General features: G+C 54.3%; 19 protein-coding genes. 6 read left to right on the forward strand and 13 right to left on the reverse strand.

Features of this window, described 5'->3' with window-relative positions:
• The 3 genes from HVE01_RS04115 to HVE01_RS04125 all read right to left on the reverse strand — a co-directional run bounded on the left by HVE01_RS04115 (position 1) and on the right by HVE01_RS04125 (position 3719).
• Entirely contained in the window at positions 1-639 is a 639-nt protein-coding gene (locus HVE01_RS04115) for a C40 family peptidase (RefSeq protein WP_125746534.1), read from the reverse strand.
• 107 nt (positions 640-746) lie between these two features.
• Positions 747-3212: a DUF1266 domain-containing protein gene (locus tag HVE01_RS04120; protein ID WP_146942572.1), complete on the reverse strand. Its 2466-nt coding sequence runs from the start codon at positions 3210-3212 to the stop codon at positions 747-749.
• 261 nt (positions 3213-3473) lie between these two features.
• Positions 3474-3719 (reverse strand): GlsB/YeaQ/YmgE family stress response membrane protein, encoded by a 246-nt coding sequence (locus tag HVE01_RS04125; protein WP_125746531.1) that lies wholly within the window; start codon positions 3717-3719, stop codon positions 3474-3476.
• Between the two features lie 159 nt (positions 3720-3878).
• Between HVE01_RS04125 and HVE01_RS04130 the strand changes: the two genes are divergently transcribed.
• From HVE01_RS04130 to HVE01_RS04145, 4 genes are read left to right on the forward strand one after another with little or no spacing between them, the layout of a single operon-like run.
• A complete protein-coding gene (locus HVE01_RS04130) occupies positions 3879-4748 on the forward strand; it encodes a D-hexose-6-phosphate mutarotase (protein ID WP_146942574.1) in 870 nt (289 codons plus the stop codon).
• A 60-nt stretch (positions 4749-4808) separates the two neighbouring features.
• Positions 4809-4997 (forward strand): hypothetical protein, encoded by a 189-nt coding sequence (locus HVE01_RS04135; RefSeq protein ID WP_125746527.1) that lies wholly within the window; start codon positions 4809-4811, stop codon positions 4995-4997.
• 4 nt (positions 4998-5001) lie between these two features.
• Positions 5002-6390, forward strand: a complete 1389-nt coding sequence (locus tag HVE01_RS04140; protein ID WP_146942576.1) for a YcjX family GTP-binding protein — start codon at positions 5002-5004, stop codon at positions 6388-6390.
• Positions 6387-7415 (forward strand): YcjF family protein, encoded by a 1029-nt coding sequence (locus tag HVE01_RS04145; RefSeq protein WP_146942578.1) that lies wholly within the window; start codon positions 6387-6389, stop codon positions 7413-7415. The genes HVE01_RS04140 and HVE01_RS04145 overlap by 4 nt, the downstream gene beginning before the upstream one ends.
• On the opposite strand, the gene HVE01_RS04150 is transcribed toward HVE01_RS04145, so the two are convergent.
• Positions 7412-8293 carry a LysR substrate-binding domain-containing protein gene (locus tag HVE01_RS04150; protein WP_244973784.1) on the reverse strand — a complete coding sequence of 294 codons (882 nt, stop codon included), beginning with the start codon at positions 8291-8293 and terminating at the stop codon, positions 7412-7414. The genes HVE01_RS04145 and HVE01_RS04150 overlap by 4 nt on opposite strands.
• Before the next feature lie 128 nt (positions 8294-8421).
• Between HVE01_RS04150 and betC the strand changes: the two genes are divergently transcribed.
• On the forward strand, positions 8422-9960 hold the full coding sequence (betC, locus tag HVE01_RS04155) for a choline-sulfatase (protein WP_146942582.1): 1539 nt from the start codon (positions 8422-8424) through the stop codon (positions 9958-9960).
• Between the two features lie 84 nt (positions 9961-10044).
• Entirely contained in the window at positions 10045-11685 is a 1641-nt protein-coding gene (locus tag HVE01_RS04160) for a BCCT family transporter (protein ID WP_146942583.1), read from the forward strand.
• A gap of 99 nt (positions 11686-11784) precedes the next feature.
• On the opposite strand, the gene HVE01_RS04165 is transcribed toward HVE01_RS04160, so the two are convergent.
• The 9 genes from HVE01_RS04165 to HVE01_RS04205 all read right to left on the reverse strand — a co-directional run bounded on the left by HVE01_RS04165 (position 11785) and on the right by HVE01_RS04205 (position 23774).
• A complete protein-coding gene (locus tag HVE01_RS04165; protein WP_146942585.1) occupies positions 11785-12906 on the reverse strand; it encodes an ABC transporter ATP-binding protein in 1122 nt (373 codons plus the stop codon).
• A 184-nt stretch (positions 12907-13090) separates the two neighbouring features.
• Positions 13091-13969: a carbohydrate ABC transporter permease gene (locus HVE01_RS04170; RefSeq protein ID WP_146942587.1), complete on the reverse strand. Its 879-nt coding sequence runs from the start codon at positions 13967-13969 to the stop codon at positions 13091-13093.
• Positions 13962-14876, reverse strand: coding sequence for a carbohydrate ABC transporter permease (locus tag HVE01_RS04175; protein ID WP_125746513.1), 915 nt, complete (start codon positions 14874-14876; stop codon positions 13962-13964). The genes HVE01_RS04170 and HVE01_RS04175 overlap by 8 nt, the downstream gene beginning before the upstream one ends.
• 82 nt (positions 14877-14958) lie before the next feature.
• A complete protein-coding gene (locus tag HVE01_RS04180) occupies positions 14959-16254 on the reverse strand; it encodes an ABC transporter substrate-binding protein (RefSeq protein ID WP_125746511.1) in 1296 nt (431 codons plus the stop codon).
• Positions 16255-16435: 181 nt separating this feature from the next.
• Complete coding sequence (locus HVE01_RS04185; protein WP_146942589.1) at positions 16436-17908, reverse strand: ATP-binding protein; 1473 nt, start codon at positions 17906-17908, stop codon at positions 16436-16438.
• On the reverse strand, positions 17905-18630 hold the full coding sequence (locus HVE01_RS04190) for a response regulator (protein ID WP_125746507.1): 726 nt from the start codon (positions 18628-18630) through the stop codon (positions 17905-17907). The genes HVE01_RS04185 and HVE01_RS04190 overlap by 4 nt, the downstream gene beginning before the upstream one ends.
• A 99-nt stretch (positions 18631-18729) precedes the next feature.
• Positions 18730-19527: a Cof-type HAD-IIB family hydrolase gene (locus HVE01_RS04195; RefSeq protein WP_146942591.1), complete on the reverse strand. Its 798-nt coding sequence runs from the start codon at positions 19525-19527 to the stop codon at positions 18730-18732.
• A gap of 129 nt (positions 19528-19656) precedes the next feature.
• Entirely contained in the window at positions 19657-22350 is a 2694-nt protein-coding gene (locus HVE01_RS04200) for a beta-N-acetylhexosaminidase (protein ID WP_146942593.1), read from the reverse strand.
• 17 nt (positions 22351-22367) lie between these two features.
• Complete coding sequence (locus HVE01_RS04205; protein ID WP_146942595.1) at positions 22368-23774, reverse strand: OprD family outer membrane porin; 1407 nt, start codon at positions 23772-23774, stop codon at positions 22368-22370.
• Positions 23775-23939: the final 165 nt, after the last annotated feature.

The following is a 23939-nucleotide window of genomic DNA, read 5'->3' on the forward strand; positions in this document are numbered from 1 at the left end:
TTACGGCATATAGCGGTTACTTAGCTGGGCTAAGTTGGTCGGCTCTAGCGCGCGCCGAGCCTGCCAATAGTAGCGCTTCCAGTAGCTGTTATCCAAACGAGAAATCATTACGCCTTTGGAAGAGGACGCGTGTAAAAAACGGCCATCCCCTACATAAATGCCCACATGGTTGTATCGACCTGGAGGGCGGAAGAAGACCAGATCGCCCGCCTGTAGCTCTTGGCGGTCGATCGGGCGTCCCTCATGTACTTGATCATAGGTAGAGCGTGGCAATTCTAAATTAAACGTGTCACGAAACACATTTCTTACCAGAGCAGAGCAATCAATGCCTTGTTCCGAGGTACCGCCAATACGGTACGGCGTCCCAGCCCATCGCTGATGTTGTTCTAACAGCGCTTGGCGAATGATCGTAGGTGGCGGCGTCTGAAGGCTACGCAGTTGGCCAGTGGCGTTACTGACCGGGGACATTGCAAGGTTTTCACCTTCTGCCAATCCCGGCAGCGCCATTGAGAAATAATTCTCGGGAGGCTCCATGCCCTGGCGTGAGGCAGCGCCCGCACAACCAGTTAAAACAGCGACAACAGCACAAACACTTACAACACGGACAGCGGTCACAGCGGGGTGTGGCGACGCAACCATGCGATTAACCTCGTAACAATAAAAATATTTAATGGGAATGAGGTATGAAAAAACTCATTTTTTTCATACCCTGGACTATAAGCTAATTACCCTGTGCTTGGCGAGCTTCAATGTAATATTCGCTGATCGCCCGGTAATGTATCGATATGTAGCGGCGCAAAATGACGCGGTTTATTTCCAGGAAAATCAAGGCTTGCCCAAGGGCCAGCCAGTATAGGAGCGCCACACAACCATGCGACTAACGCCTGCCGAAACCCAGCCAGAAAGCTTTCTCGCTCTGGTGTTTCGCCCATAAAAAACGAAAAACCGGCGTACATTCCCGCGGCGTACTCTTGCCAGCCAGAATAGTGCTCAGCCGCCAGCTTATAAGCCCGGTCTAGCACGTCGGCAAACGCTTTCCGGTCTAACCAGCCAAGCTGGCGCGCAGCAATGGCAAGATCGACTAATTGCGCAATGTCCCAGGCAGCCATATCTACATCGTTACAACCATCTTCATTACTTTGCACCCGGCGCAAGCGCAGCAGGTGGTGGCGCTCCTCCTCGGCACACTCCCCTGACTCGAGAATAGCGATTTCGGCATCTAAGCGATCAGGATTAAGTGTGTAGGGCGCATAGTTAATTTGGTACTCCTGACGATCCCCAGACTCGAGCATGAAGGTTAAAAATTCCTGCATGTCATCAGCACTGGTCAGATGATAATGGCTTTCTACCCATTCACGGATATCAGCGCACTCTCTAGGGCTTTCCGGTTGAGGCTCACTCCACACGGCGCTATTAAGCGGCCCAACCAGCGACATAGCCGTAAAATGGCTGAGTGTTGGGCGCTCGCCAGGTTCGCACCACGCATCAGGGTGCCAATTCAACCAATGGAAAAGACTACCAGGGTCTTCTAAGTGCCAGGCAATTTCGTTAATCAGCGAGTCGTGCTCCGGCTCTGGTAAGCAGCTTTCCCAGGCAAACCATGCTTCAAGCAAACGCTTTGGGGTGGCATAAAAGCGACATAGGCAACTACGCAAAGCGCTGGCATAGGCCATCAGTGGTTCACGCTCAAATAGGCTGCTATCCAGCGCCATATGTAAGTAGAACGCGAACTTCTCTGCCATATGAATAGTGGCAGCATGACGGCTAACCCCTTTTACTGCATTACGCTGCTTTAGCTCATCAGGTGTAGGCTGACCAAACGGCGTCTGCGATGGCGGCATAACGCCATGAACGGCGTCTGCGGCAAGCTGATTAAGGTGGTGCGCCTGGGCCGGTAGCCAATAGCGCACTAACGCTTGGTGTCCCTCATCAGCATGCAGGTCTAACGAATCCTGAAGATAGACCGCCGCATCGGCACGGCGCTGTTCTGCAATAGGCGCGGATGGATTCAACTGACGCAGCATCACATCAGGTTCTCGCACGCTGGCCAGGGCCAGCAACCAGTGATGGGAAGTATTTCTCCACTGTTTAATGCGTTCACGAGATGCGTTCAGCGTTAGCTCATCCAGCAGCGAGCTTAGCGGACACTGCCACGGACTATGGGGCGCCTGCGTCAGTAGCTTATGGCGTTTACTAGGCGTCATACCACGCCGATCGACCCCTTCAAACAAGCTTTGACCCCGCATATAGGCTTTCAACACCGCGTACCAATCATGGTAACGACGGTTAATCAAGTCAGCCGCATGCGCTGCCAAATCATCAGCCTCCGCTTGGCTTAACCAGCCACAACAAGCGCCCGCCCACGCCAGCTCAGCCAGACGTAGCCAGTCCCAAGCAGCCCACTCTAATGGCTCCCCTTGACTAACAAATGTGGCCAATACCGGTGCATAAGGAGCATCTGCAACCGCACCCCGCTGCCACTCTTGGCGCTGAGCATGGTCCATAGTGAGCAGTTCACGGGCTTCGATATCCCAGCTCTGCCGCTCCCCCTGGGCGCTTAGCCACAGCATCACTTCCAGCAGCTGATCACGGTCATGAATTTGCCAGATACGTGCTAACCATGCAGGGGCGTCTGGCCAGTCAGCAGCACTTGCTGGGTAACTGAGCATCGAGCGAAACAGCGCACATAGCCGCCACGGCTGGGCTGATGGCTCTTCTGACCATAGCGTTTGGGGTTCAGGCAATCGTGCCAGTGCTGCTTCCAGAACTTGCCAAGTGATGCCTTCGCCCTCACTCTCTAAATCCGCTAATGCCTGACAAGCGTCAATAAAGCGATCATCCGCACCGGTTTCCCACCCTTTCACACCAAGTGCTCGGCGCAGGTCGGAAAGCCAAGCGCGTAGGTCGCTGTAATCAGACGTAATACGACGGGTAATATGATGCGCCCACGTTTGCGCCTGAGATTGTGTCAGCCAACCTGCCGCGCCTGCTAACGCTGCCCACTCTAGCGCCCCCAGTAGTCGATCAGCTTCACCGGCCGGGGCATCCAGCGCAAAAAAGAGCTGATCAGCCAACTCGCCACGGTGCGCAATACCCAGCTGTAGCAGACGTTGTTCGGCCGCTCCCGCATCCACCGTCAGCGGATGCGGCGTAAAGGCCCAATCACACAGCACAAGCTGTTGAGCCCACCAGGCATTCAGTGCATCGGCCAAAAGACACCTCTAAGAAACAGGAAGCTATTAATGAAAATAAAAAAAGAGTGAGCCGCCTATACAATTAAGGCCGCTTAAAATAAAAAGAGACATCGTTATAACGACATCGCCAAAATGGCATTACTAAGGGGACATAGTGTAACGGAAAGTGGCGCGAAGGCCGATAGCGACGAAACGTTAAAACGCGGCAAAAAATGAGCGCCTAAACCAACACTGCCCGGCACAGGGCCGGGCAGTAAATAATGCATCAGGTTAGCTATGCTAAGCGCTTTTCACTTTACTGATTATCCATAACAACACGACTGCACCGACGATTGCGGTCACCAACGAACCAATAAAACCGCCTGCTTGCAGACCTAACAGGCTAAATAAAAACCCGCCAAGCAGTGCGCCAACAACACCGACACCAATATTGCCCAAAATACCAAAACCACCGCCACGCATGATGTTGCCAGCGATCCAGCCAGCCAAACCACCAATAATCAACCACGCAATAAAGCCGCCCATAGTGCCTCCTTGATGTTCACTTTCGTCAGGGTTTTACCTATAACATCTTAACTGCAACGTTTTATTCGCAGTGTTTTACGTATCACTGTTGCTTGTCCTACCATAGCACACGGCGCTACGGTCCTGCCCATTTGATCCCCTTCCTTACAAGGAAACCTTATGATTCCCGATTCTCTCAAGCAATTACTGTCCGAAGTAGACGGCCACCAGCAGGTAACCTGGCAAGGACGCGACATAGCGCTGTTCAAGATGGCTTGGGGAGAAATGGCCATTAGCCTGCAGGGCGCACAAGTGCTGCATTTTGAACCCGCTGACGACACAGGCTGGCTCTGGGTTACCCCCACACCGCAGGCGCTTCCAGGTGCGATCCGTGGTGGCATCCCCCTATGTTGGCCCTGGTTTGGCGACGAACGCTATGCCGATGAAAGCCCTGACCGTAACGGCCCTTTTCACGGGCTTGCTCGTCACGCTCAATGGCGTTTAGACGCGATCGATGACCATGCTGAAGGTATTGAAGTGCACCTCTCTCCTATCGAGCGTCTACATAGTCAGCTAACCGCTCGCGTCGTCATTCAAGCGAATGCCCAGCGCTTAAACGTTGAATTAATTAGCGAAAACATTGGCGAAGCGCCGGTCAAGATCAGCGGTGCGCTACATACTTACTTAGCTGTTAGTGATGTACACCAGTGCCGTCTGGAAGGGTTGGCTGGCGCACGTTATTTAGACAAACTGCGCGGTTTTGGCGAAGACCAACAACAGGGCACGCTGGCTATTCGCGGCGCCGTCGACCGTATTTATCACACCAATGAAGCCGTATTGCTGAACGATGGGCAGCGTACGCTGCGTATTGCCAAACAATCCAGCGACTCCACCGTGGTGTGGCACCCAGATAGCGACTTGCCCAGTGATACGCCTGCCGACGCGGCACGTCACTTTTTTTGCGTTGAAGCTGCTAACACCCGCCTAGATCCTGTATGGCTAGTCCCCGGCGCACAACACTTATTAGGTACGACATTAAGCCGCGGTTAATCCTCGGTTCATCAATGCTTTGTTATCATCAAATTAGTTAATATTTTGAAGGGAGACCGAATGGATCCACAGCAATGGCTGGAGGCTGCCACGTTTGCCTTTAACCTGATCGGCATGGTGGTATGCTTAATTGGCTTAACACTTGCGCAAAAAATGCAGCGCCGCTGGCCAGGGTATAGCGTCGCTGTGATTGGGTTTATCATCGCCACCCTACCCATGCTTTCCCAGGTTGTACTAATAAGGAATTGATAGGATGCGCCAGCCGTTAAGTCGCGAACTGAGCAATTTGTTAGAGCGAGGCCGTGACCGGCAATTACGGCTGGCGGTAACGGGGCTGTCTCAGGCCGGGAAAACCGCGTTTCTAACGTCACTGGTTAACCAATTGCGCCACGCTGGGGTAGAGGCCCAACTAGACTTGTTACCCGTCGCCCGTGAAGGGCGTTTGCTGGGTGCGCAGCGGTTGAACCAACCGGACCTTGGCGTGCCACGTTTCCCCTATGATCCTGGCATGGCGGCGCTACGTGCTACGCCGCCGCGCTGGCCTGAGCCCACCCGTGGCATCAGTGAACTGCGCTTACAGCTGCGCTACCGCCCTGCCCAGCAAGGCTGGTTTACTCCAGACATTGCCCACTTAACCCTCGACTTGTTCGACTACCCAGGCGAGTGGTTGCTGGATTTACCCCTGCTACAGCACGACTTTTACAGCTGGTGCCAGGCGCAATCACTGCATGAAGGGCCACACCGGAAGGTGTTGTTCAGCGAATGGTTAACGGAGGCTGAACAACTAGACCCTGCCGCCGAGGCGGATGAATCGAAACTGGCAGCGCTCGCAGATGCCTATGCCCAAGGTCTTCGCCGGGCCAAACAGGCAGGGTTTTCTGATCTTCAGCCTGGACGCTTTCTGCTCCCCGGCGAGCTAGATGGCGCGCCAGTACTGCAGTTTTTTCCGCTGCCTGAATTAAATGCACCAAAAGAAACCCTGGAAGCACTACCTGATACTAGTATTTACGCCACCTTGGCCGCGCGCTTTCGCTACTACCAGCAGCAAGTGGTACGGCCCTTTTATCGTGACCATTTCCGTCGTTTCGACCGTCAGATTGTACTGGTCGATGTGCTTGGTGCGCTTAATGCCGGGCCGGAACGCTTTGAAGACCTTTCCCATGCGCTGCGCCAACTGATGCAAAGCTTCGATTACGGCAAGCGTAGCCTGTTGACGCGTCTATTTGCGCCGAAAATAGACCGTCTGGCCATTGCAGCTACCAAAGCTGACCACGTGACGCCCGACCAGCACGGTAATGTTGTGCAACTGCTGGAAGCGTTACTTGCTGAGCCACTTAAAGACCTGCGTTTTGCCGACATTCCGGTGAAGGCACTGTCACTAGCGGCCATACGCGCCACTGAAGCCCGTGAAGTTCTCCACGAAGGCAAACGCACTCCCGCGCTAAAAGGCACTACCCTTGAAGGCGAAGACGTGCTGGTCTACCCGGGTGACGTGCCAAACCGTCTTCCGAAACCCGACTTTTGGCAGCAGCAAGGCTTTGACTTTCCCAGCTTTCGCCCAATGCCTATCGACAGCGAAGCGCTTTCACATATCCGCATGGACGCCGCTATCGACTGGCTGATTGGAGATAAATTGATATGAGTAATCCTCAGCCACGTCGGGATTTCCAAACACAAGAAGCACCCGCCCCCAACCCCGAGCAGTTGCGTCAGCGTGAAAGTTTTGCCGCAACTGAATCGCATCAGCCGCTGACTCCCCAGGCAGACATCAAAGCACTTCCGGAAGCGAGCCTGAGCACACCCCGAAAACGCCGTTGGGGGTTGATGTTTGCCCTGGTCGGCGGTGCTACCTTGGGCAGCGTAGAATTGGCCACCGGCATTCCGGACGCCTTTTCCCGGTCACAGTGGATGACCATGGCCTGGCAGCTGTTTGGCATTAGCTTGATTGGTTTAGGCGGCTTGTCGTTGTTGAAAGAGCTTGGCCGTCTGCGCCGCTTAAAGCGCCATGACCGATTACGCCATGACCTAGCAGAACTGCCACAGCGCTCTACCAAGCAAGCCCAATCCATGGCAGAGCAGCTCAAGCGCCAGCTAAAACTGGGCGATGATGATCCTCATTGGCAGGCGTTTCAACGTGCCTGCCAGCCCCATCATAGCGGAGAAGAGATACAAACACTGCTGCGCTACCATCTACTAGCGCCCCGCGACCGCGAAGCCCAGCGCCTGATTACCCGCATGTCTGGTGAGACGGCCATCATGGTGGCCATCAGCCCACTGACGTTGGTAGACATGGCACTGGTGGCCTGGCGCAGCCTTGCCATGGTCGACAGACTCTGCCGCCTTTACGGACTTGAGCTTGGTTACGCTAGCCGTCTACGGCTATTTCGCAATGTGCTGCATAACATGGCCTTTGCCGGAGCCAGTGAGCTCGCCACGGATGCCAGCATGGATATGCTCTCACTGGACTTGGCAGGCAGGCTTTCCGCTCGTGCGGGCCAAGGTTTGGCCACAGGCCTACTGAGCGCCCGTTTAGGGCTACGCGCCCAGCGTCTATGTCGCCCAGTGGCCTTTACGGAACAAGAGCAACCCAAGTTGGCCGATCTACGCCAAGACCTATGGCGGCAAATCAAACGGCTCGATAAAGAGCCCGTTTCACAAGATCGTTAAACGGGAGGGTTCGATGCGATCCAGTCAAGAAACGTGCGTTTGCCAACCCCATTGTCATTTGGGTTGGTATCAATGATGCCGTAACCATTGGGCGTCGCCAGACTGAGATGCTTCAGTCCGACCAGCATGCCACGTTCAAGCATGTCTTCGACTAGACCTCTCCAACCCAGCGCTACGCCTTGCCCTGCAATCGCCGCTTGAATCAACAGCGTATAGTTATTGAAATCCAATTCGGAAGATTGGCCATGAGGCGTCCCGCCCATTTGCTTGAAGTATGTCGGCCAATCCAGCCAGTGCTGCCGTTGATCAGCGGTAAGGGTCAGCAGGGGGACTTCAGCAAGCGATGAGAGCTGTTCCAATGGGCCGTACTGTTTCAAAAAACCAGCACTACAGACAGGAAAAACCTCCTCCTGGAACAATGGAGAAGCGTTTTTCATCCCCCGTTCATCACAGAACATAATGGCCACATCGACCTCTTGCCCTCTCCAATCAAAGACTTCTTGGCTAGTTAAAATGCGCACGTCGATCTTGGGGTGCTGCTGCCGAAACATCGGCAGCCGCGGCATCAACCAGTAAGCAGCCAACGAAAAATCGGTCAAAATATTGACGTGCGGACTGTGCTGGCGATGCTGCAGCCGTTCGATTGTCTCCTCAATGATCGAAAACCCTTCCTGAACACTGGCAAACAGCGCATGACCAGATTCGGTCAGTAGCACGCCACGGTATACCCGGTCAAAAAGCCGCAAGCCAAGCTCTTCTTCCAATGCCCGAACCTGCTGGCTGACCGCCGACTGGGTCGAACGCAGTTCACGAGCTGCTGCAGTAAAGCTCAGATGTCTGGCTGCTGCCTCAAAGACTCTCAATCCATTCTGCGACACCCTTTTACCCGCCACTGACATTAGCTTACCTAATGGAAAACATTAAAAAACAGCCAGTTTACAGCATAACGGATTAGCAGAGAGACTGGTTAAGAATTGATACGCGCCACGACCTGGAGTTTCTGCACATGACTGCTCGACAACCCAACATTCTCTTTCTGATGGCCGACCAGATAGCAGCCTCGGCGATGCCCTTCCACGGCCACCCCATCGTAAAGACTCCCCACCTCTCACTATTGGCAGATGAAGGGGTAGTGTTCGACTCAGCCTACTGCAACACCCCGCTATGCGCGCCATCTCGTTTTACGTTGATGGCCGGTCAATTGCCGTCACGCATTGGAGGTTATGACAATGCCGCTGATTTTCCAGCGGACACTCCCACTTTCGCCCATTATCTACGCGATGCTGGTTACTACACTGCCCTCACCGGTAAGATGCATTTCTGCGGCCCTGACCAGCTGCATGGTTTCGAAGAACGGCTGACCACCGACATCTACCCGGCCGACTATGGCTGGTTTGTCGACTGGGAAAATTTTCATGAACGGCCTAGCTACTACCACAATATGTCGTCGGTGATTCAGGCGGGGCCATGCGTGCGCTCCAACCAGCTCGACTTCGACGATGAAGTCGCTTTCCGCGCTAAGCGCTTTCTTTACGATTATGCCCGCAATGGCGAGCAGCGGCCCTTCTGTCTGACCGTTTCAATGACGCACCCACACGACCCTTACACCATCCCTCAGGAGTACTGGGACCGCTACCAGCACGACGCCATCGATATGCCACGAGTGCCCTATTCGAGAGAGCTGATGGACCCACACTCAAAGCGGCTGCGTCATGTTTACCAGTGCGATGAGGGCACCATCAACGATGAGCAGATCCGCAACGCGCGCCATGCTTATTATGGGGCGCTAAGCTATGTCGACGATCAAATCGGTGACGTGCTTAAAGCGTTGCAAGAGACTGGCCTCGATGAAAACACCATCATTGTTTTCTCAGGTGATCACGGTGATATGCTCGGCGAGCGCGGCCTGTGGTACAAGATGAGCTGGTTCGAGGGTTCAGCACGCGTGCCGATGATTATCCATGCGCCACAACGCTTTACTCCAGGCAGGGTGGGTGAATCGGTATCGACCATGGATCTGCTGCCAACGTTTGCCGAACTAGCTCACGGTGGAAGTGCACCGGAGTATGCCGTGCCGATTGATGGTCGCAGCCTCTTGCCGCACCTGACGGGTAACGGTGGTCACGATGAGGTAATAGGCGAGTATCTTGGCGAAGGGGCTATTGCACCGCTACTAATGATTCGTCGCGGTCGTTACAAATTCGTCCACACTGCACCCGATCCAGATCAGCTATTCGATCTCGAAGCAGATCCGCTAGAGCTCAATAATCTCGCCGAAAGCCCTGCTTATCAGGAGTTATGTAAGGAATTTCGCAATGAGGTCGCCAGTCGCTGGGACTATGAGCAGATGCATAATGAGGTGATTGCCAGTCAACGGCGCCGTAAACTAGTTTCGCGGGCCCTTAAGCAAGGCAAAGTTACGCCATGGGATTATCAGCCCACTTTCGATGCGAGTATCCAGTATATGCGTAACAACATCGACTTGGACGACCTAGAGCGTCGAGCACGTTTATCAGCCACCGCCTCCGTAACAAACAACCGTTGATTCATCATTTAACCACTACCACCCTAAAATAAAGATGATAAGACGGCGGATGCGCCCATTATTAATAATAAGGGAAACTCTATTATGAGCACTAAAAGCGACCCTGAGTCGCCGCCTATGGCTAGTGATATGCAAACCGACTACGTGGTCGGGCAGGATAATATCGAGGGGAGCTTTGGCCCCATCGGGTTTGATATCCATAATCGCGTTTTTGCTGTATCCGCCCTTGCTTCGGTCGTGTTTATTATCCTCACCCTACTATTTCCTGAACGCGCAGGGAGCATTTTTCAGTCGATCGTCGCCTTTTCCACGGGAACCCTGGACTGGTATTTCATGATCCTGGTGGATTTCTTTATTCTGTTTTGCTTGGCTCTAGTGGTCTTGCCTTATGGATCAGTCAGGCTGGGGGGGCCTGACGCTCGCCCGGATCATAGCTATCTTTCTTGGTTTGCAATGCTGTTCACTGCTGGCATTGGCATCGGCTTACTGTTTTTTGGCGTTCTAGAGCCGGTTTATCACGCCAATGTTTCGCTGCCTTTAGGTATTACGTCGCCCTTCGGAAGTGACGGAACACTGAACCCAGACGCGATTGCTAATGCTAGTGCCATGGGGCTTGCGGGTACCTATCTTCACTGGGGGCTGCATGGCTGGGCAGTGTATGTTGTGATGGCGCTCGCACTGGGCATTTTTACCTATAACAAAGGCCTGCCATTTTCGATACGTTCAGCATTTTTTCCAATTCTGGGCGAACGCGTCTGGGGCTGGTGGGGTCATGCCATCGACATTCTGGCAGTGTTTGCTACCCTCTTCGGACTGGCCACATCCCTTGGACTGGGTGCACAACAAGCGAATGCAGGGATGAACTTCGTCTTTGGCATGGAGGTAAACACCACCACCCAGGTGATCGTCATTGTGCTCGTAACGGCAGTCGCGCTAGTGTCAGTATGGCGTGGATTAGAGGGCGGCTTAAAGAAGCTGTCTGAATTCAATATGATCCTGGCCGTGTTGTTCTTCTTCTTTGTTTTGTTTGCCGGGCCAACGTTGATTGCGCTAAGCGGTTTCATGTCCGGGCTTGTCACCTATGTTGCTGACTTCCTGCCTCTATCGGCCCCTTTCGGCCGTGACGATGATGCCTACCGTCAGTCCTGGACGATTTTCTACTGGGCGTGGTGGATCAGTTGGGCACCTTTCGTCGGCATGTTTATCGCCCGCGTGTCGCGAGGCCGTACCGTGCGAGAGTTCGTGCTTTGTGTGCTGCTTGTTCCCAGCTTGTTCATCTTTATTTGGATGGGCGTCTTTGGTGCTACGGCGCTAGATCAGCTCTACGCAGACCCCGCTAGCAGTCTGGTTAAAGAGTATGTCATCGACAACTACAGACCTGAACTTTCGCTATTTGGCATGCTTAATGAGCTGCCTCTAACAGGCATTATGTCTACCTTAGGCATCGTATTAGCACTGATATTCTTTGTTACCTCGTCGGACTCGGGGTCTTTGGTGATCGACACTATCACTGCCGGCGGAAAAATTGACGCTCCCCGCCCACAGCGCATGTTCTGGGCAATTGTTGAGGGGCTTATCGCTATCGTACTGCTGATTGGTGGCGGCTTATCAGCGCTTCAGGCAGGCGTGACAGCAACGGCCATTCCATTCTCAATTGTTATGCTGTTGATGTGCTACTCGATCATTAAAGCGCTGAATGGCGAGTTAAAGCATATACGTCGCTAACGAGGACATAAGGACGATAGTAAAGAGTCTCTGCTGGTATCCGCAGAGACTCTTTCTTTTACCGTATTATCTTATTCAGCACTACGTGGCGCTAATACATCAAGCCAAGCGCTGTTCAGTCTCGGCATCAAACAGCACAGCGCGGGCCATATCGACGCGTAGCGACAAGCGTTCGCCGGGTGCAATTGCGCACTTGGGTCCTACCCTGGCGGTGATTTCCTGCTCTCCCAGCGGCAGGCGTAGCAGAATATCGGCACCGGTCGGCTCAACGATACTTACCTTGGCCTCCATTAGTGTCCCTTCCGCCTGCTCGCTCAGCCGAACATCCTCCTCGCTGAAGTGTTCTGGTCGCAATCCAAGAATAATTGGCTTATTCAGCTGTTCCACAAGCCCCGCTGCGTTGCGTTCAGAGGGCCATGGTAGTAAGAGATCGTCTTCATCTGGGGTGGCAATACGTAGTGCATAGCCATCGCCGGCCGTCTCCAGCGTCGCGCGAATAAAGTTCATCGATGGTGATCCCATAAAGCCTGCGACGAACATGTCGACCGGGTTGTTATATACCTCATCGGGGCTACCAAGCTGCAGGATATTGCCATCACGCATCACCGCGATGCAGTCGGCCAGGGTCATTGCTTCAACTTGATCATGGGTGACGTAAACAATTGTGGTGCCTAAACGCTGATGGAGCTTTTTAATCTCGGTACGCATATCCACCCGCAGCTTTGCGTCCAGATTTGATAGCGGCTCATCAAATAGATACACCTTGGGTTCACGTGCCAGCGCCCGTCCCATGGCCACCCGCTGACGCTGGCCACCCGATAGCTGGGCAGGCTTACGTTCAAGCAGGTGAGAGATTTGCAGCAGGTCGGCCACGCGCTCTACGGCATCGACACGCTCGGCTTTGGGCACCTTGCGCATTTCCAGCCCAAAGCTGATGTTTTGCCTTACGGTCATGCTGGGATAGAGCGCGTAGGACTGAAACACCATGGCAATATCCCGCTCAGCGGGCGTGCGCCAAGTGACGTCTTCGCCGTCGATATAGATATTGCCGCTAGTCACTGGCTCCAGCCCGGCGATGGCGTTCATCAGCGTGGATTTACCACAGCCAGATGGCCCCACCAAAATCAGGAATTCACCAGAATCAATCGAAATACTGACATCTTTGAGCACCCGCTCGCTGCCGAACTCTTTGCGCACGTTGTGAATTTCTAACGCTGCCATAATGAAAATCCCATTTTAAAGCGACTGACAAATTCCACTTAGTTGGATCGGTCAAAAGCAGCCCGTAGCGGGGGTCTTTCGCCATGGATGGCGAAAGTAGCGCCCATGGATGGGTTCACAGCGCCCCCGCCGAGGGCTTCTTCTGACCGTCTAGAAATGGTTGCTGCCATTCACCTAGTTGTTATTAGCCTTTCACGGAGCCTGCCGTCAGCCCGCGCACGAAATACTTTCCGGCCAGCACATACACCACCAGCGTTGGCAGTGCTGCAATCATCGCGGCGGCCATATCGACGTTGTACTCACGCACACCAGTGGACGTATTGACCAAATTGTTGAGCGCCACCGTCACCGGCTGGGTGTTGTGGGCCGAGAACGCCACGCCGAACAAAAAGTCATTCCAAATCTGGGTAAATTGCCAGATAACTGACACCACAATAATCGGCGCGGAAACCGGTAATAAAATACGCCAGAAAATACGGAAGAATCCCGCGCCATCCAGCTTCGCTGCAGAGACCAGCTCGTTAGGAATTCCGATATAGAAGTTGCGAAAAAACAGTGTGGTAAAGGCAATGCCAAAAACCACATGCACCAGAATCAGCCCCGCACGTGAGCTGGAAAGCCCTAACCAGCCCAAGGTTTGTGCCATTGGTAACAGCACCACCTGAAACGGGATAAAACAGCCAAATAGCATCAGCGCAAAGACCAATTCAGAGCCTTTAAAGCGCCATTTGGTCAGCGCATAGCCATTTAGCGCCCCGACCGTGGTGGAGATCAGCACGGCAGGAATCACCATCGCAAAGGAGTTCCAAAAATAACCGCCGACACCTTCACAGCGCATACCGGTACACGCTTCTCCCCAGGCTTTCGTCCAGGGTTCAAGGGTTGGATTTTGCGGCAGCGATAGCAGCGTTCCCGCACTTATTTCGCTCAACGGTTTAATAGAGGTCATCAACATGACCACCATCGGCAAGATATAAAACAGCCCCGCTACAATCAGTACGCCGTAAAGCACAGCCCGTAACAGCCGTGCGGCAGGCGTTTGCCGACGAATCACGTTAGCCATGTTTGCGGCTCCTTAGTTCGGAATAGAGGTAAGGAATCAAAATTGCCAGAACACCACCGAGCATTAACATAGCGCTAGCGGAGCCGAGCCCGATCTGAGCCCGATTAAAGGCGTGGGTGTACATAAAGGTGGCGGGCAGATCGGTGGCATAACCAGGCCCACCGCCAGTGAGTGCGACCACTAAATCAAAGCTTTTAATCGCAATATGGGACAGAATCATCACCGCGCTGAACACCACCGGACGCAGGCACGGCATCACCACCCGCCAGTAAATGCGCGGCAGGCTAGCACCGTCTAACTGAGCAGCTTTGACGATGCTGTCATCAATACCCCGCAACCCCGCCAAAAAGAGCGCCATCACAAAACCAGACGCCTGCCAAACTGCCGCAATCACCAGGGTATAAATCGCCATATCAGGATCAACGATCCAGTCGAAGCGAAACGACTCAAACCCCCAGCTTTGCACCATCGCCTGAATTCCCAGCTGGGGATTCAGCAGCCACTTCCAAACCACGCCCGTAACAATAAACGACAGTGCCATGGGGTAGAGATAAATCGTGCGCAGCGCGCCCTCTTGGCGAATTTTCTGATCCAGTAGAATTGCCAACAGCGCGCCAATCACCAAACAAATCACAATAAACAGCACGCCAAACAGCACCAGGTTGCTAGAGGCTATCCACCAACGTTCGTTGGCCATTAGCCGCGCATATTGGCCAAAGCCAACAAAATCGTAGCTGGGCAGCATGCGCGAGCTGGTTAGCGACAACACAAAAGTCCACAACATAAAGCCGTAAACAAACAACAGAGACACCGCAACAGAAGGGGCAAGTACCAAACGGGGCAGCCAGGCTTGTAGCCAGCCAGACGCCGTCGGCCGCACTAGAGTGCGCGTCGTGGGTTCGCTCATAAGATTATCCCTCGCCAGTCAGCCACTAGCCCCGCCGTTGCGGCGGCGCTAGTTACGTCACTTATTAAAAGAACGCAGTGGCTTAGAAAGAGGCGGTTTCAGCCGCACTTACCAACCGCTCAGCAGCTTCTTCGGCAGGCATATTGGTGTCATTGAAGTAGTTGGTCACAACATCAAAGATCGCTCCCTGGACATCAGCGCGCACCGCCATCCCGTGAGCCAAGCTGGGGACTAAACCGCCTTCATCAGCGGTGCGTTGGAAGTCAGCAAGCGACTGCTGAGCACAGCTATCAAAGTCACTTATATCAAGGTCGGATCGCGCAGGAATAGAGCCTTTGGCAAGATTAAAAGCTTCCTGGAAAGTCGGCTCCAAGACTAAGCGAGCCAGGGTCTGCTGGGCCTCACGCCCAGCGTCGTCGCTCATACGAAACATCGTTAGGCTATCGATATTAAACGTAAAGGCATCTTCAGTGCCGGGCGCAGCCGCGCACAGATAGTCTTCACCAGCAGTCAGGCCTGCGGCGGTGAACTCCCCTTTGGCCCAGTCACCCATTAGCTGGAAGCCTGCAGTGCCTTCAATGACCATGGCGGTGGCAATGTTCCAATCGCGGCCAGACATGCCCTCATCCATCAGCTCACGTAGACGCTTAAAGTCTTCTAGCGCTGCGATCATCTGTTCCCCGCCAAGCGCCTCTGGGTCTAGTTCCACCAGCGCCTGCTGATAAAACTCGGCTCCCTGGCTACCCAGCACGACACTTTCAAACACCGTCGCGTCTTGCCACGCTTGGCCACCATGGGCTAGCGGTACAAAACCAGCCTCACGAATGGCTTCACCGGCGGTAAAAAGCTCATCCAGCGTGGTAGGCATTTCAACGCCTGCCGCTTCTAGAACGTCAGGGTTCGCCCATAGCCAATTAACGCGGTGAACATTCGCGGGAACGGCAACATAATGGCCATCGTAACGCATAATATCGGCAACTATTTCAGGCAGTAAGTCATCCCAGTCTTCAGCGGTAGCGACCTCGTCTAAATTCCCCAGAAGGCCGAGCTTGCCCCACTCTTGAATTTCGGGGCCATTAATGAGCGCAGCGGAAGGCGGGTTGCCAGACATTGCACGAGATTTAAGTACCGTCATGGCGGTTTCACCACCACCCCCTGCAACAGCGAAATCCTGCCAGCCATAGCCTTCGGCTTCCATTAACTCTTTGAGGACGTTTGCGGCACGGGCTTCACCGCCGGATGTCCACCAGTGCAGCACTTCCACTTCGTTGGCTTGGGTGGTGCTGGCCGCCATGCTGGTGCCAGCCGCCACGACTAATGCAAATACGGACTTTTTAAACGTAGGTACGTTAAATACGGGCATATTGATACTCGGCATGAATAGCTCCTGCTGTTGTTATTGTGCTGTTGTTTTTATGCTGATGTTTTGTGCTGATGAGATGTCGTTGCTGATAATGCTCAACTGAACGACTCACAGCAGAGTACGCCACCCTGGCACACAACGGGAGTTACCGATTCCTGCATAGTCTTGGCAATTTATTAATAGTGTTAGAGGTTTATTACAAGTCAGTAACACTCGTTTGGCGCGGTAGCATTAACGTGGCCACTAACCCACCTGCCGAGTGATTCGATAAGACGATATCGCCTCCATGGGCACGGGCAATATGTCTGGCAATGCCGAGTCCCAGGCCGCTTCCACCGGTGTAGCGACTTCGAGAGGCTTCCAGGCGCACAAAAGGTGAAAAGACTCGGATAAGCTGCGCATCAGGAATACCTGGCCCACTATCATGAATGCACAACGTCACGACCCCCGCCTGCTCTTCCAGCGTTACAGTTGCTTTCTGGCCATAAAAAACGGCGTTTTCAAGTAGGTTTGCCAAGCAGCGTTTTAGCGCCAGAGGCTTAACGGTTAGTGGTAACACAGCGCCATGAAGCGACACCTCACCGCCGTACAGACGTAACCCTTCGGCAATCTCCAGCAGCAGCGCGTTAAGATCTGTAGGCTGGGGTTCTTCATGCAGATCCAATCCTTTAACCGAGGCCAGTGCGCCTTTGACCAGCTCACTCAACTCGTCAAGCGAGGCACAAAAACGTTCACGCTGATCAGCATCATCGAGCATTTCGGCACGCAGCCGCATGCGTGTAATGGGCGTTTTAAGATCATGAGAAATTGCCGAAAACAGTCGCTCGCGCTCATCAACCTGCTCTTGAATGCGTCGCTGCATGCGATTAAAGGCCGCTGCGGTGGCGGCCACTTCTTTAGGGCCGCTCTCTTTAAGTGGCGGGCTAGCCAAATCATCACCCAACTGGCGTGCTGCTCGGGAAAGCCGCGCCAACGGCCGAGTCACACTGGTAATACCGAGTAACGAAAGCGCCAGCACGCTTAGCAGCACCAGCACGCCGACCAATAAACGCTCTTCAGACAGCCAACGGTAACCGCTAAAAATATCCGGCACGCCCAGTAGTGTGGCCACGTAAAGCCAGGTATCCGGAGCCAACTCCAGTTGCACCACTAAGATAGGGGGAGAAAGCGGCTCCATTAACAGACTGTGCTGTCCCCAGCGGGGTGGTAAATCGTAAAGCAGCACTTCGTTATTGAAGACACGTAAGTTTTCCGGGCGGGAAAACTCCACCACCACATCGTCAATGGAGAGCTGCTGGGTCAAAATAGAGCGCACGTTGTCTACCACGACCTCTTTTTCAGGGCCGCTGCCAATATCTTCGACTGGAATGCGTCGCTCATTCACGCTGACAAAAAAACGCGTGCCGCCCATGCTACGCAGTTGATCCAACACAATGTGCCGATAATCTACCGGCAGCGAACGGAAAAACCGCATGGTCGAGGCAATACTGAAGGCCATGTTGCTGGAAAGCTCATCTAACTGTTCAAGCTGGCTGGCTCGCACCTGAGAAGTCCATAGCGCATAGCTAGCCGCTTGAGCAACCAGCACCCCTGTAATCATAATGACCACAAAGCGCCCACGTAGACTGCTTGGCAACCAACTCGCGAGAATGCGCTTTACGCTCTTCACGAAGCAGCTTCAACCCTAGCGGTCAACACATAGCCAGCCCCACGCACAGTGCGAATCAGCTGGGAGTGCTGTGCATCTTCCCCTAGCCGCTGGCGCAAGCGACATACATGTACGTCAATCGAGCGATCTAGCGGTGGTGCTTCACGTCCGCGGGTCAAGGTGTAGAGATCGTCGCGAGTAATGACGGTGGCAGGCCGTTCCAGAAACACCTGCAGTAGTTGGAAGTCTGCGCCGGAGAGCGCAGTGCGAATACCTGCCTGGTCAATCAGTTCGCGGGTCATGCGGTCCAGTTGCCAGTCGCCAAAGCGCACCCAGCGAGCCTCTTGGGTCGGCGCGCCAGTTGCTGCCGGGCGGGCTCGACGCAACACCGCTTTAATCCGCGCCAGCAACTCACGAGGGTTGAAGGGCTTAGCGATATAGTCATCAGCGCCTAACTCAAGCCCCAAAATGCGGTCGGTATCATCGGCACTGGCGGTGAGCATAATAATCGGCGTATCGCTGGTTTTTCGCAGTTCCCGGCAGATAGTAAAACCGTCATCCCCCGGCATCATAACGTCAACGACCAACAAGTCTGGCGCTTGATCAGCCAGTTGCTGATACAGCGAATCCGCGCCGTCGGCGGTCAACACGTGATAGCCGTGACGCCCTAAATAGTCTGCCAACAGTTCGCGAATTTCCGAGTCGTCATCAACGACCATCAAGGTAGCAGGCGTGGTTGTCATGGTAGCAATATGCCCTGGGTTATTATTACTCGTTATTATCGTTTTAGGGGCTAGATGATGGTGGAGTGGCCATCCTGTCGCAAGCGGCCATCGACCAAGTTACAGCGCGAAGCGTTTTGCTAGCCACCGAGCCACGGCCGCTTCGCCATGATGGCCGATACGCTCAGCGTTGGAAACTCGATCAAAAAGCTCAGGGTGGGCGTTGTTCATTATCTGGGCCTCCCCTGCCAGATTAAGCATTTCAGTATCGTTTAGGTTATCGCCAAATGCTAAGCACTCTACTGGCGTTAGCTTTAGCTTTTTCAGCAGCGCTGTTAAGGCCACGCCTTTATTGACGCCACCCGCCATAATTTCTAAAGAGTCGATCGTTGAGTATGTGATATGTAGGCTGTGACCATGCGCCTCCTGGGCCTGACATTCCAGTTGCGCTAACGCAGCCGGATCGCCTATATAGAGCACTTTACCAACCCCATCAGCATCCATCGCTTCCTGCGGCACAACTTCGTAACGAAAGCCCGTCGAGGCATGCAATGACAACAGATGCGGTGCGTCGGCATCGATATACCAGCCGCTTTCACGGTAAAGGTTGAGCCTTACCTGAGGCGGGCGCGGCAACTGAATAAGCGTTTCGACGTAGGCTGGTTCAAGATGGGTCGCGCTCAAAAGCGTGCCGTCTGGAGCATGGATATAGGCCCCGTTGGTACTGATTAAATAGGCCGGGATATCCAACTGATCGCGAAACACGCGCATATCGTTATAGTGGCGACCAGACGCCAGCGCGACATGATGGCCTTGCGATACAAGCGCTCTAAGCACCTCAACCGTATTGTCGTGCAGCTGGTGGTCGCTGCCTAACAGCGTACCGTCAAGATCGGAAACGATAAGGCGTGATGTCATGGTGCACTCCTGATGATAGAACTTCTCAGCTTATCCGATTACGCTCGCCGCTCCCAGCCGACCTAAAGAGACTCAGAGCCCTCTAAGGCAACGCTGCCTGAAGAGGGCTCTTCGTTATCTTAACGTTGGTTAATTTAGCGTCACGACACGACTATGCCGCTGACCATTGGCACTGGCACTGCGTAATAACACCGTGTTTTCCACCTCGGGGCGCGCGCTGTCCTGATAGACCTGCCAGCTCGCCCCGTCGTCCAAGGAGTACTCAATACTGACTCCTGGTAACGCGACATTGGCTACTAGCCTGCCCGCTTCAACCCGGGCTCCTGGCAACGGCAGACGATAAGCGATCCCATCGCGCTCCAGCCGTGGCAGAACACGTTGACCAAGCAGGTTGGCAAAACGCTGCCAATCTTCAGTCAACGACTCATCGTCGACAAAGGACGTCTCGCCACCGATAAACGTCTGACCAGGTTGATAGTCGAGTTCCCACTCGGCTTGGTGCCAGGCTCGCTCGGCCAACGCTAGCAGACGCGGGAAGATCATGTACTCCATCTGCGTCTCGCTACGTACCGTTTCACCCCAGGCTTGAGCGGAAATCCCCCGAGCGCCTTGCCATCCCTCAGCGCTCTCGGAACGAAAGGTATTACCGTCTCGATCAACTGAGGTTTCCGCATTTTGCGCCAGATTATCGGGGGCAAAGGAGAACACTTTGCGCGTATCGGTGAAACGTGTCGCCCAGTAGTAGCCTCGTTCGTGTGGATTGACCTCGTAGGGCATGTCGAAGTAGAGATAATCTGGGCTAGAAAGAATCACCTCATAACCCCGCGACTGCCACTCGGCCACCGACTGACTACCGCCCCAAAACAGCGGATCCCAGAAATTGACCGCGACCTGTGGCGTCGCAAACTCAGCGGCGGACTCAACATGCTTAAGGCCGTCTTGCCAGGCTGACATACGCGCTATTCCGTAGCTATCAGCGAGTTGATTGACCTGTAGGGCAAAACGGCTCGGCAGTTCCTCTACAGAAGCAACCTCTCCATCGGCAACGCTCTGTTGGCAAATTGGCGACGCCTCCCAGGGGTGATGCTGATCACTCTGGTCGATGGTTCCTCGCCAGTCGACCGGTTCGTCGGCATCGATATCCTGAAAACCATGACCCAGTAGGATATTCTTGGCTTCATCACCACCAAAGTGCCAGTTGTCCAGCGCCTGCCCCGCCTCTTGGTGCATCGATACCACTTCGCCCATCACCTTATCGACAAAGCGGTTCGTCGACTCAAGACAGGGGTTGAGGTAGCTGCGACGATCATAGAGCTGAACCGACAGCGTATTAGACGTATCTTCGGGGTCGATTAATCGATACTCATTGGCTGCCGCACTATCGCCCTCCTCCATCAGCCGACGATATCGCGCTTCCATAGCCACCACAGCGGCGCGAGCATGAGCTGGCATATCAATTTCAGGCACCACCTGAATATGGCGAGCCTCGGCATAGCGAACAATATCGATGTAATCCTCACGGGTGTAGAAACCGCTACCGGCAGTATCGTCCTTTGGCCCAGAGCCCAACTGAGGTAAAAGACAGTTCGTTTCTGCCAGATCATGACAGCGCTTGCTGCCTACTTCGGTTAATTCCGCCAACCCTGGAATTTCCAGCCGCCAGCCCTCATCATCGGTGAGATGGAAATGGAAACGGTTGAGCTTGTACGCAGCCATCTGATCCAGCAGGCGCAACACGGCGGCCTTATCTTTGAAATTCCGTGCAACATCCAGCATGACGCCGCGATAGTCGTAACGTGGAGCATCATCAATGTCCATCGCTGGCACCAGCCCCTCCTCATCCATGGCCGCTATTAGCGACTGGACAGCGTAAAAAGCCCCGCTAGCGTCAAAAGCCAGAATATCGGCACCGGACTCATTGAGCTGCAGGCGATATCCTCCTTCCCGTGCCAATGCTTCATCGAGAACTTCTGACTCAGAGACCAAGCGGGCTCGGATCACCAAGCTGTCGCCACCTTCGTTGACGGGGATGTCGAGCCGTTCGAAGCGCTCTCCCAGTACCGCTAGGCTGGCCTCGCTAAGCATTGGCATCTCGAGGCTGACCCCTTCAGACAAATCGAGAGTAGCCTCTCCCAGGCGAGATGAGCGCGGTGTCGGCAAAATAGCTCCCCGCAATGCGTCGGCGGGCATTGCAGTGGCCGCAGCGTTGCGCTCGAAGCGTGTCTCGGCGGTTATCACCACGTTGTTATCGTCCGGTGTACGCATAAGCTGTTCACCGAAGGGAGCACGGACAAAATCGCTCAATACGTCGTCACGGGTATTATCGATCACCGCGGTTTCATCGCCCACGGCTAGGTACCAGTTGGGCATCACATCGGTCATGAATAGCTGCCAGTACTCACCCACAATGGGAATTTCCAGACTCTCTCCAGCGCCCAGCCCAGTAAAAGAGTCATTGGGCTCAAGGCGATGCAGATCCCCAGTGATACGCGTCAGCGACAGTTCAGGATGATCCATCTGCAGCAAGCGGCGAATACTCGAAAAATAGAGCTCCCAATCGCTCGCCTCAATGGCCTTATCAGAGGTATTGGTCAAAAGAATCGTCGCGGTGAAACAGGCGGCATAATCCGCCCCCAGTCTCTGGCAGTCGATATCATGCGCCTGCGGCTGGTTGGCGGTTATCGTGTACTGCACGTCCAGCCGCTGCGCCAAGTCGCGGGCAGACGACGCGTCAAGCTGAGTGGTTTCGCTGGCCTGGGCTGCCGCCGAGTTGATTGCAACCCCGATAGCCAGTGTCGTTAGGGCCTTCGTCAATGTTGTCATTGTTTTCACCTCAAGCATTACAGAATCGAGAAAGGAGCCACGACCGTGAACTTGATGTCGTGCTCATCTTGAAAGGCATTTTTAAAGCCGCCATCTCCCCAGGAGGCGTAGTCGGTGCGGTTGTCGTAGCGGGTATAGTGAAGTTGAAAACGCGTGCCCTCGGCCCAGCCATTCTGAACTTTGTAATGCACGTCAACGTTCCAGGCGGACTCACTAAAGCGGCGCCCGGGGTCCTCAAAACCTGAGTAGGGACGAGCATCCCAGCCATAAGCATGAGCCAAGCCCAGTGACCAACCAGGCAAATCCCAGCCTTCCAGGTCATAGGTGACACCGGCGTAGAGGGACTTTTCACCATCGTGATTCCAGTCGGACCGGGCATCCCACCAGATATCCAAGCGGCCGTTGGACGATGCATAAGGAGTGGTCATTCGAGGCAGGAAGTAGCCCTGAGACCCAGGTGCATGCACCCAGCTAAACTCAAGCCGCCAATCGAAGGCCCCCTGATCATAATGAGCGGTAAGCACCTGTTGCCAGGCAGTACCGTCATAGACGTCGTTGGCTGAGCCATCGTCATGGCGGTCACGGGCGGCGTAGGTTTGGTAACTCAAACGCAGCGGGGAGTCGTTCAGCTGGGTGGCATAAGACACCTTGCCGAACCCTTGATCCATATAGCCATGGGCTTGCCCAAAAGCTGCCTCGATGGCCAGCTCATCGGTGACGTCGTAGCGTGCTCCCAGCGAGTGCAGGTAGTCGATCGTCTCTCCATCAGCTTGGCGGAACTCGTAGAAGCTCTGATACCAAGGCGCCTTGTAACGATCAGCATGAAAATAGCTCAGCGATAGGTCACCTATCCTGGCGCCGAGTTCTCCACCGCGATAAGTGCCTGGCAGGAAGGACCAGTTGGGGGCGATAACACTGGTGCCTTGGGGCTGCAGATATCCTAACCGCCCCCACATATCGCCAACCTTGAACTTGAGTGCGGCCCGATAGAGGCTTGCACCATTCGTTTCCTTACCGTCCCAGCGCTCTTCCCACAGAGTGCTCGCCGGACGAAAATTGAATTCCGTGCCCTGGTGGCGGTTCTGAAAGTCGTAAGCAGCAAAGGCGGCTAGATCCAGCCCCACAACGCCCCCCGCATGACCACTCGAGAAGTCGACAGCCAGATTGGCGGTGGAGTGCTGCAGATTGGAAGCGTAAGCCCCTGGAGTGCCCTCGCCATCCGGCCCCATACCTCCCGAACGACGATCACGGTCGCGATAGATATAAAACAGGGTGGTCTCAAGGCTGGCCTCTTCCATAAAGCCCTGGGGCTCGTCGGCAGAAGATGTCAAAGGAACCAACGATAAGGTACCGATCAGGGCTAGTTGACCAAAGCGACCTAACGGCTGCCCTTTTTGGGGCGTAGGTATGCTTGATATCAGCATGGCGTCGTATCCGATTGTTGTTGATTTTGTATTAGCGTTGCAGTGACGTGCACGTTTTAAAGACGCGCGGGGTCTGTGGGGCAGCGCAGCGCTGCCCTATAAACATGGGTCTATGACGTAGAAGTCTTGGCTAAATCGCCACGGCTACCCGTTACTCAGCCGTTG

Source organism: Vreelandella venusta, assembly GCF_007989605.1.
In the GTDB taxonomy this organism is placed as follows: Bacteria; Pseudomonadota; Gammaproteobacteria; order Pseudomonadales; family Halomonadaceae; genus Vreelandella; species Vreelandella venusta.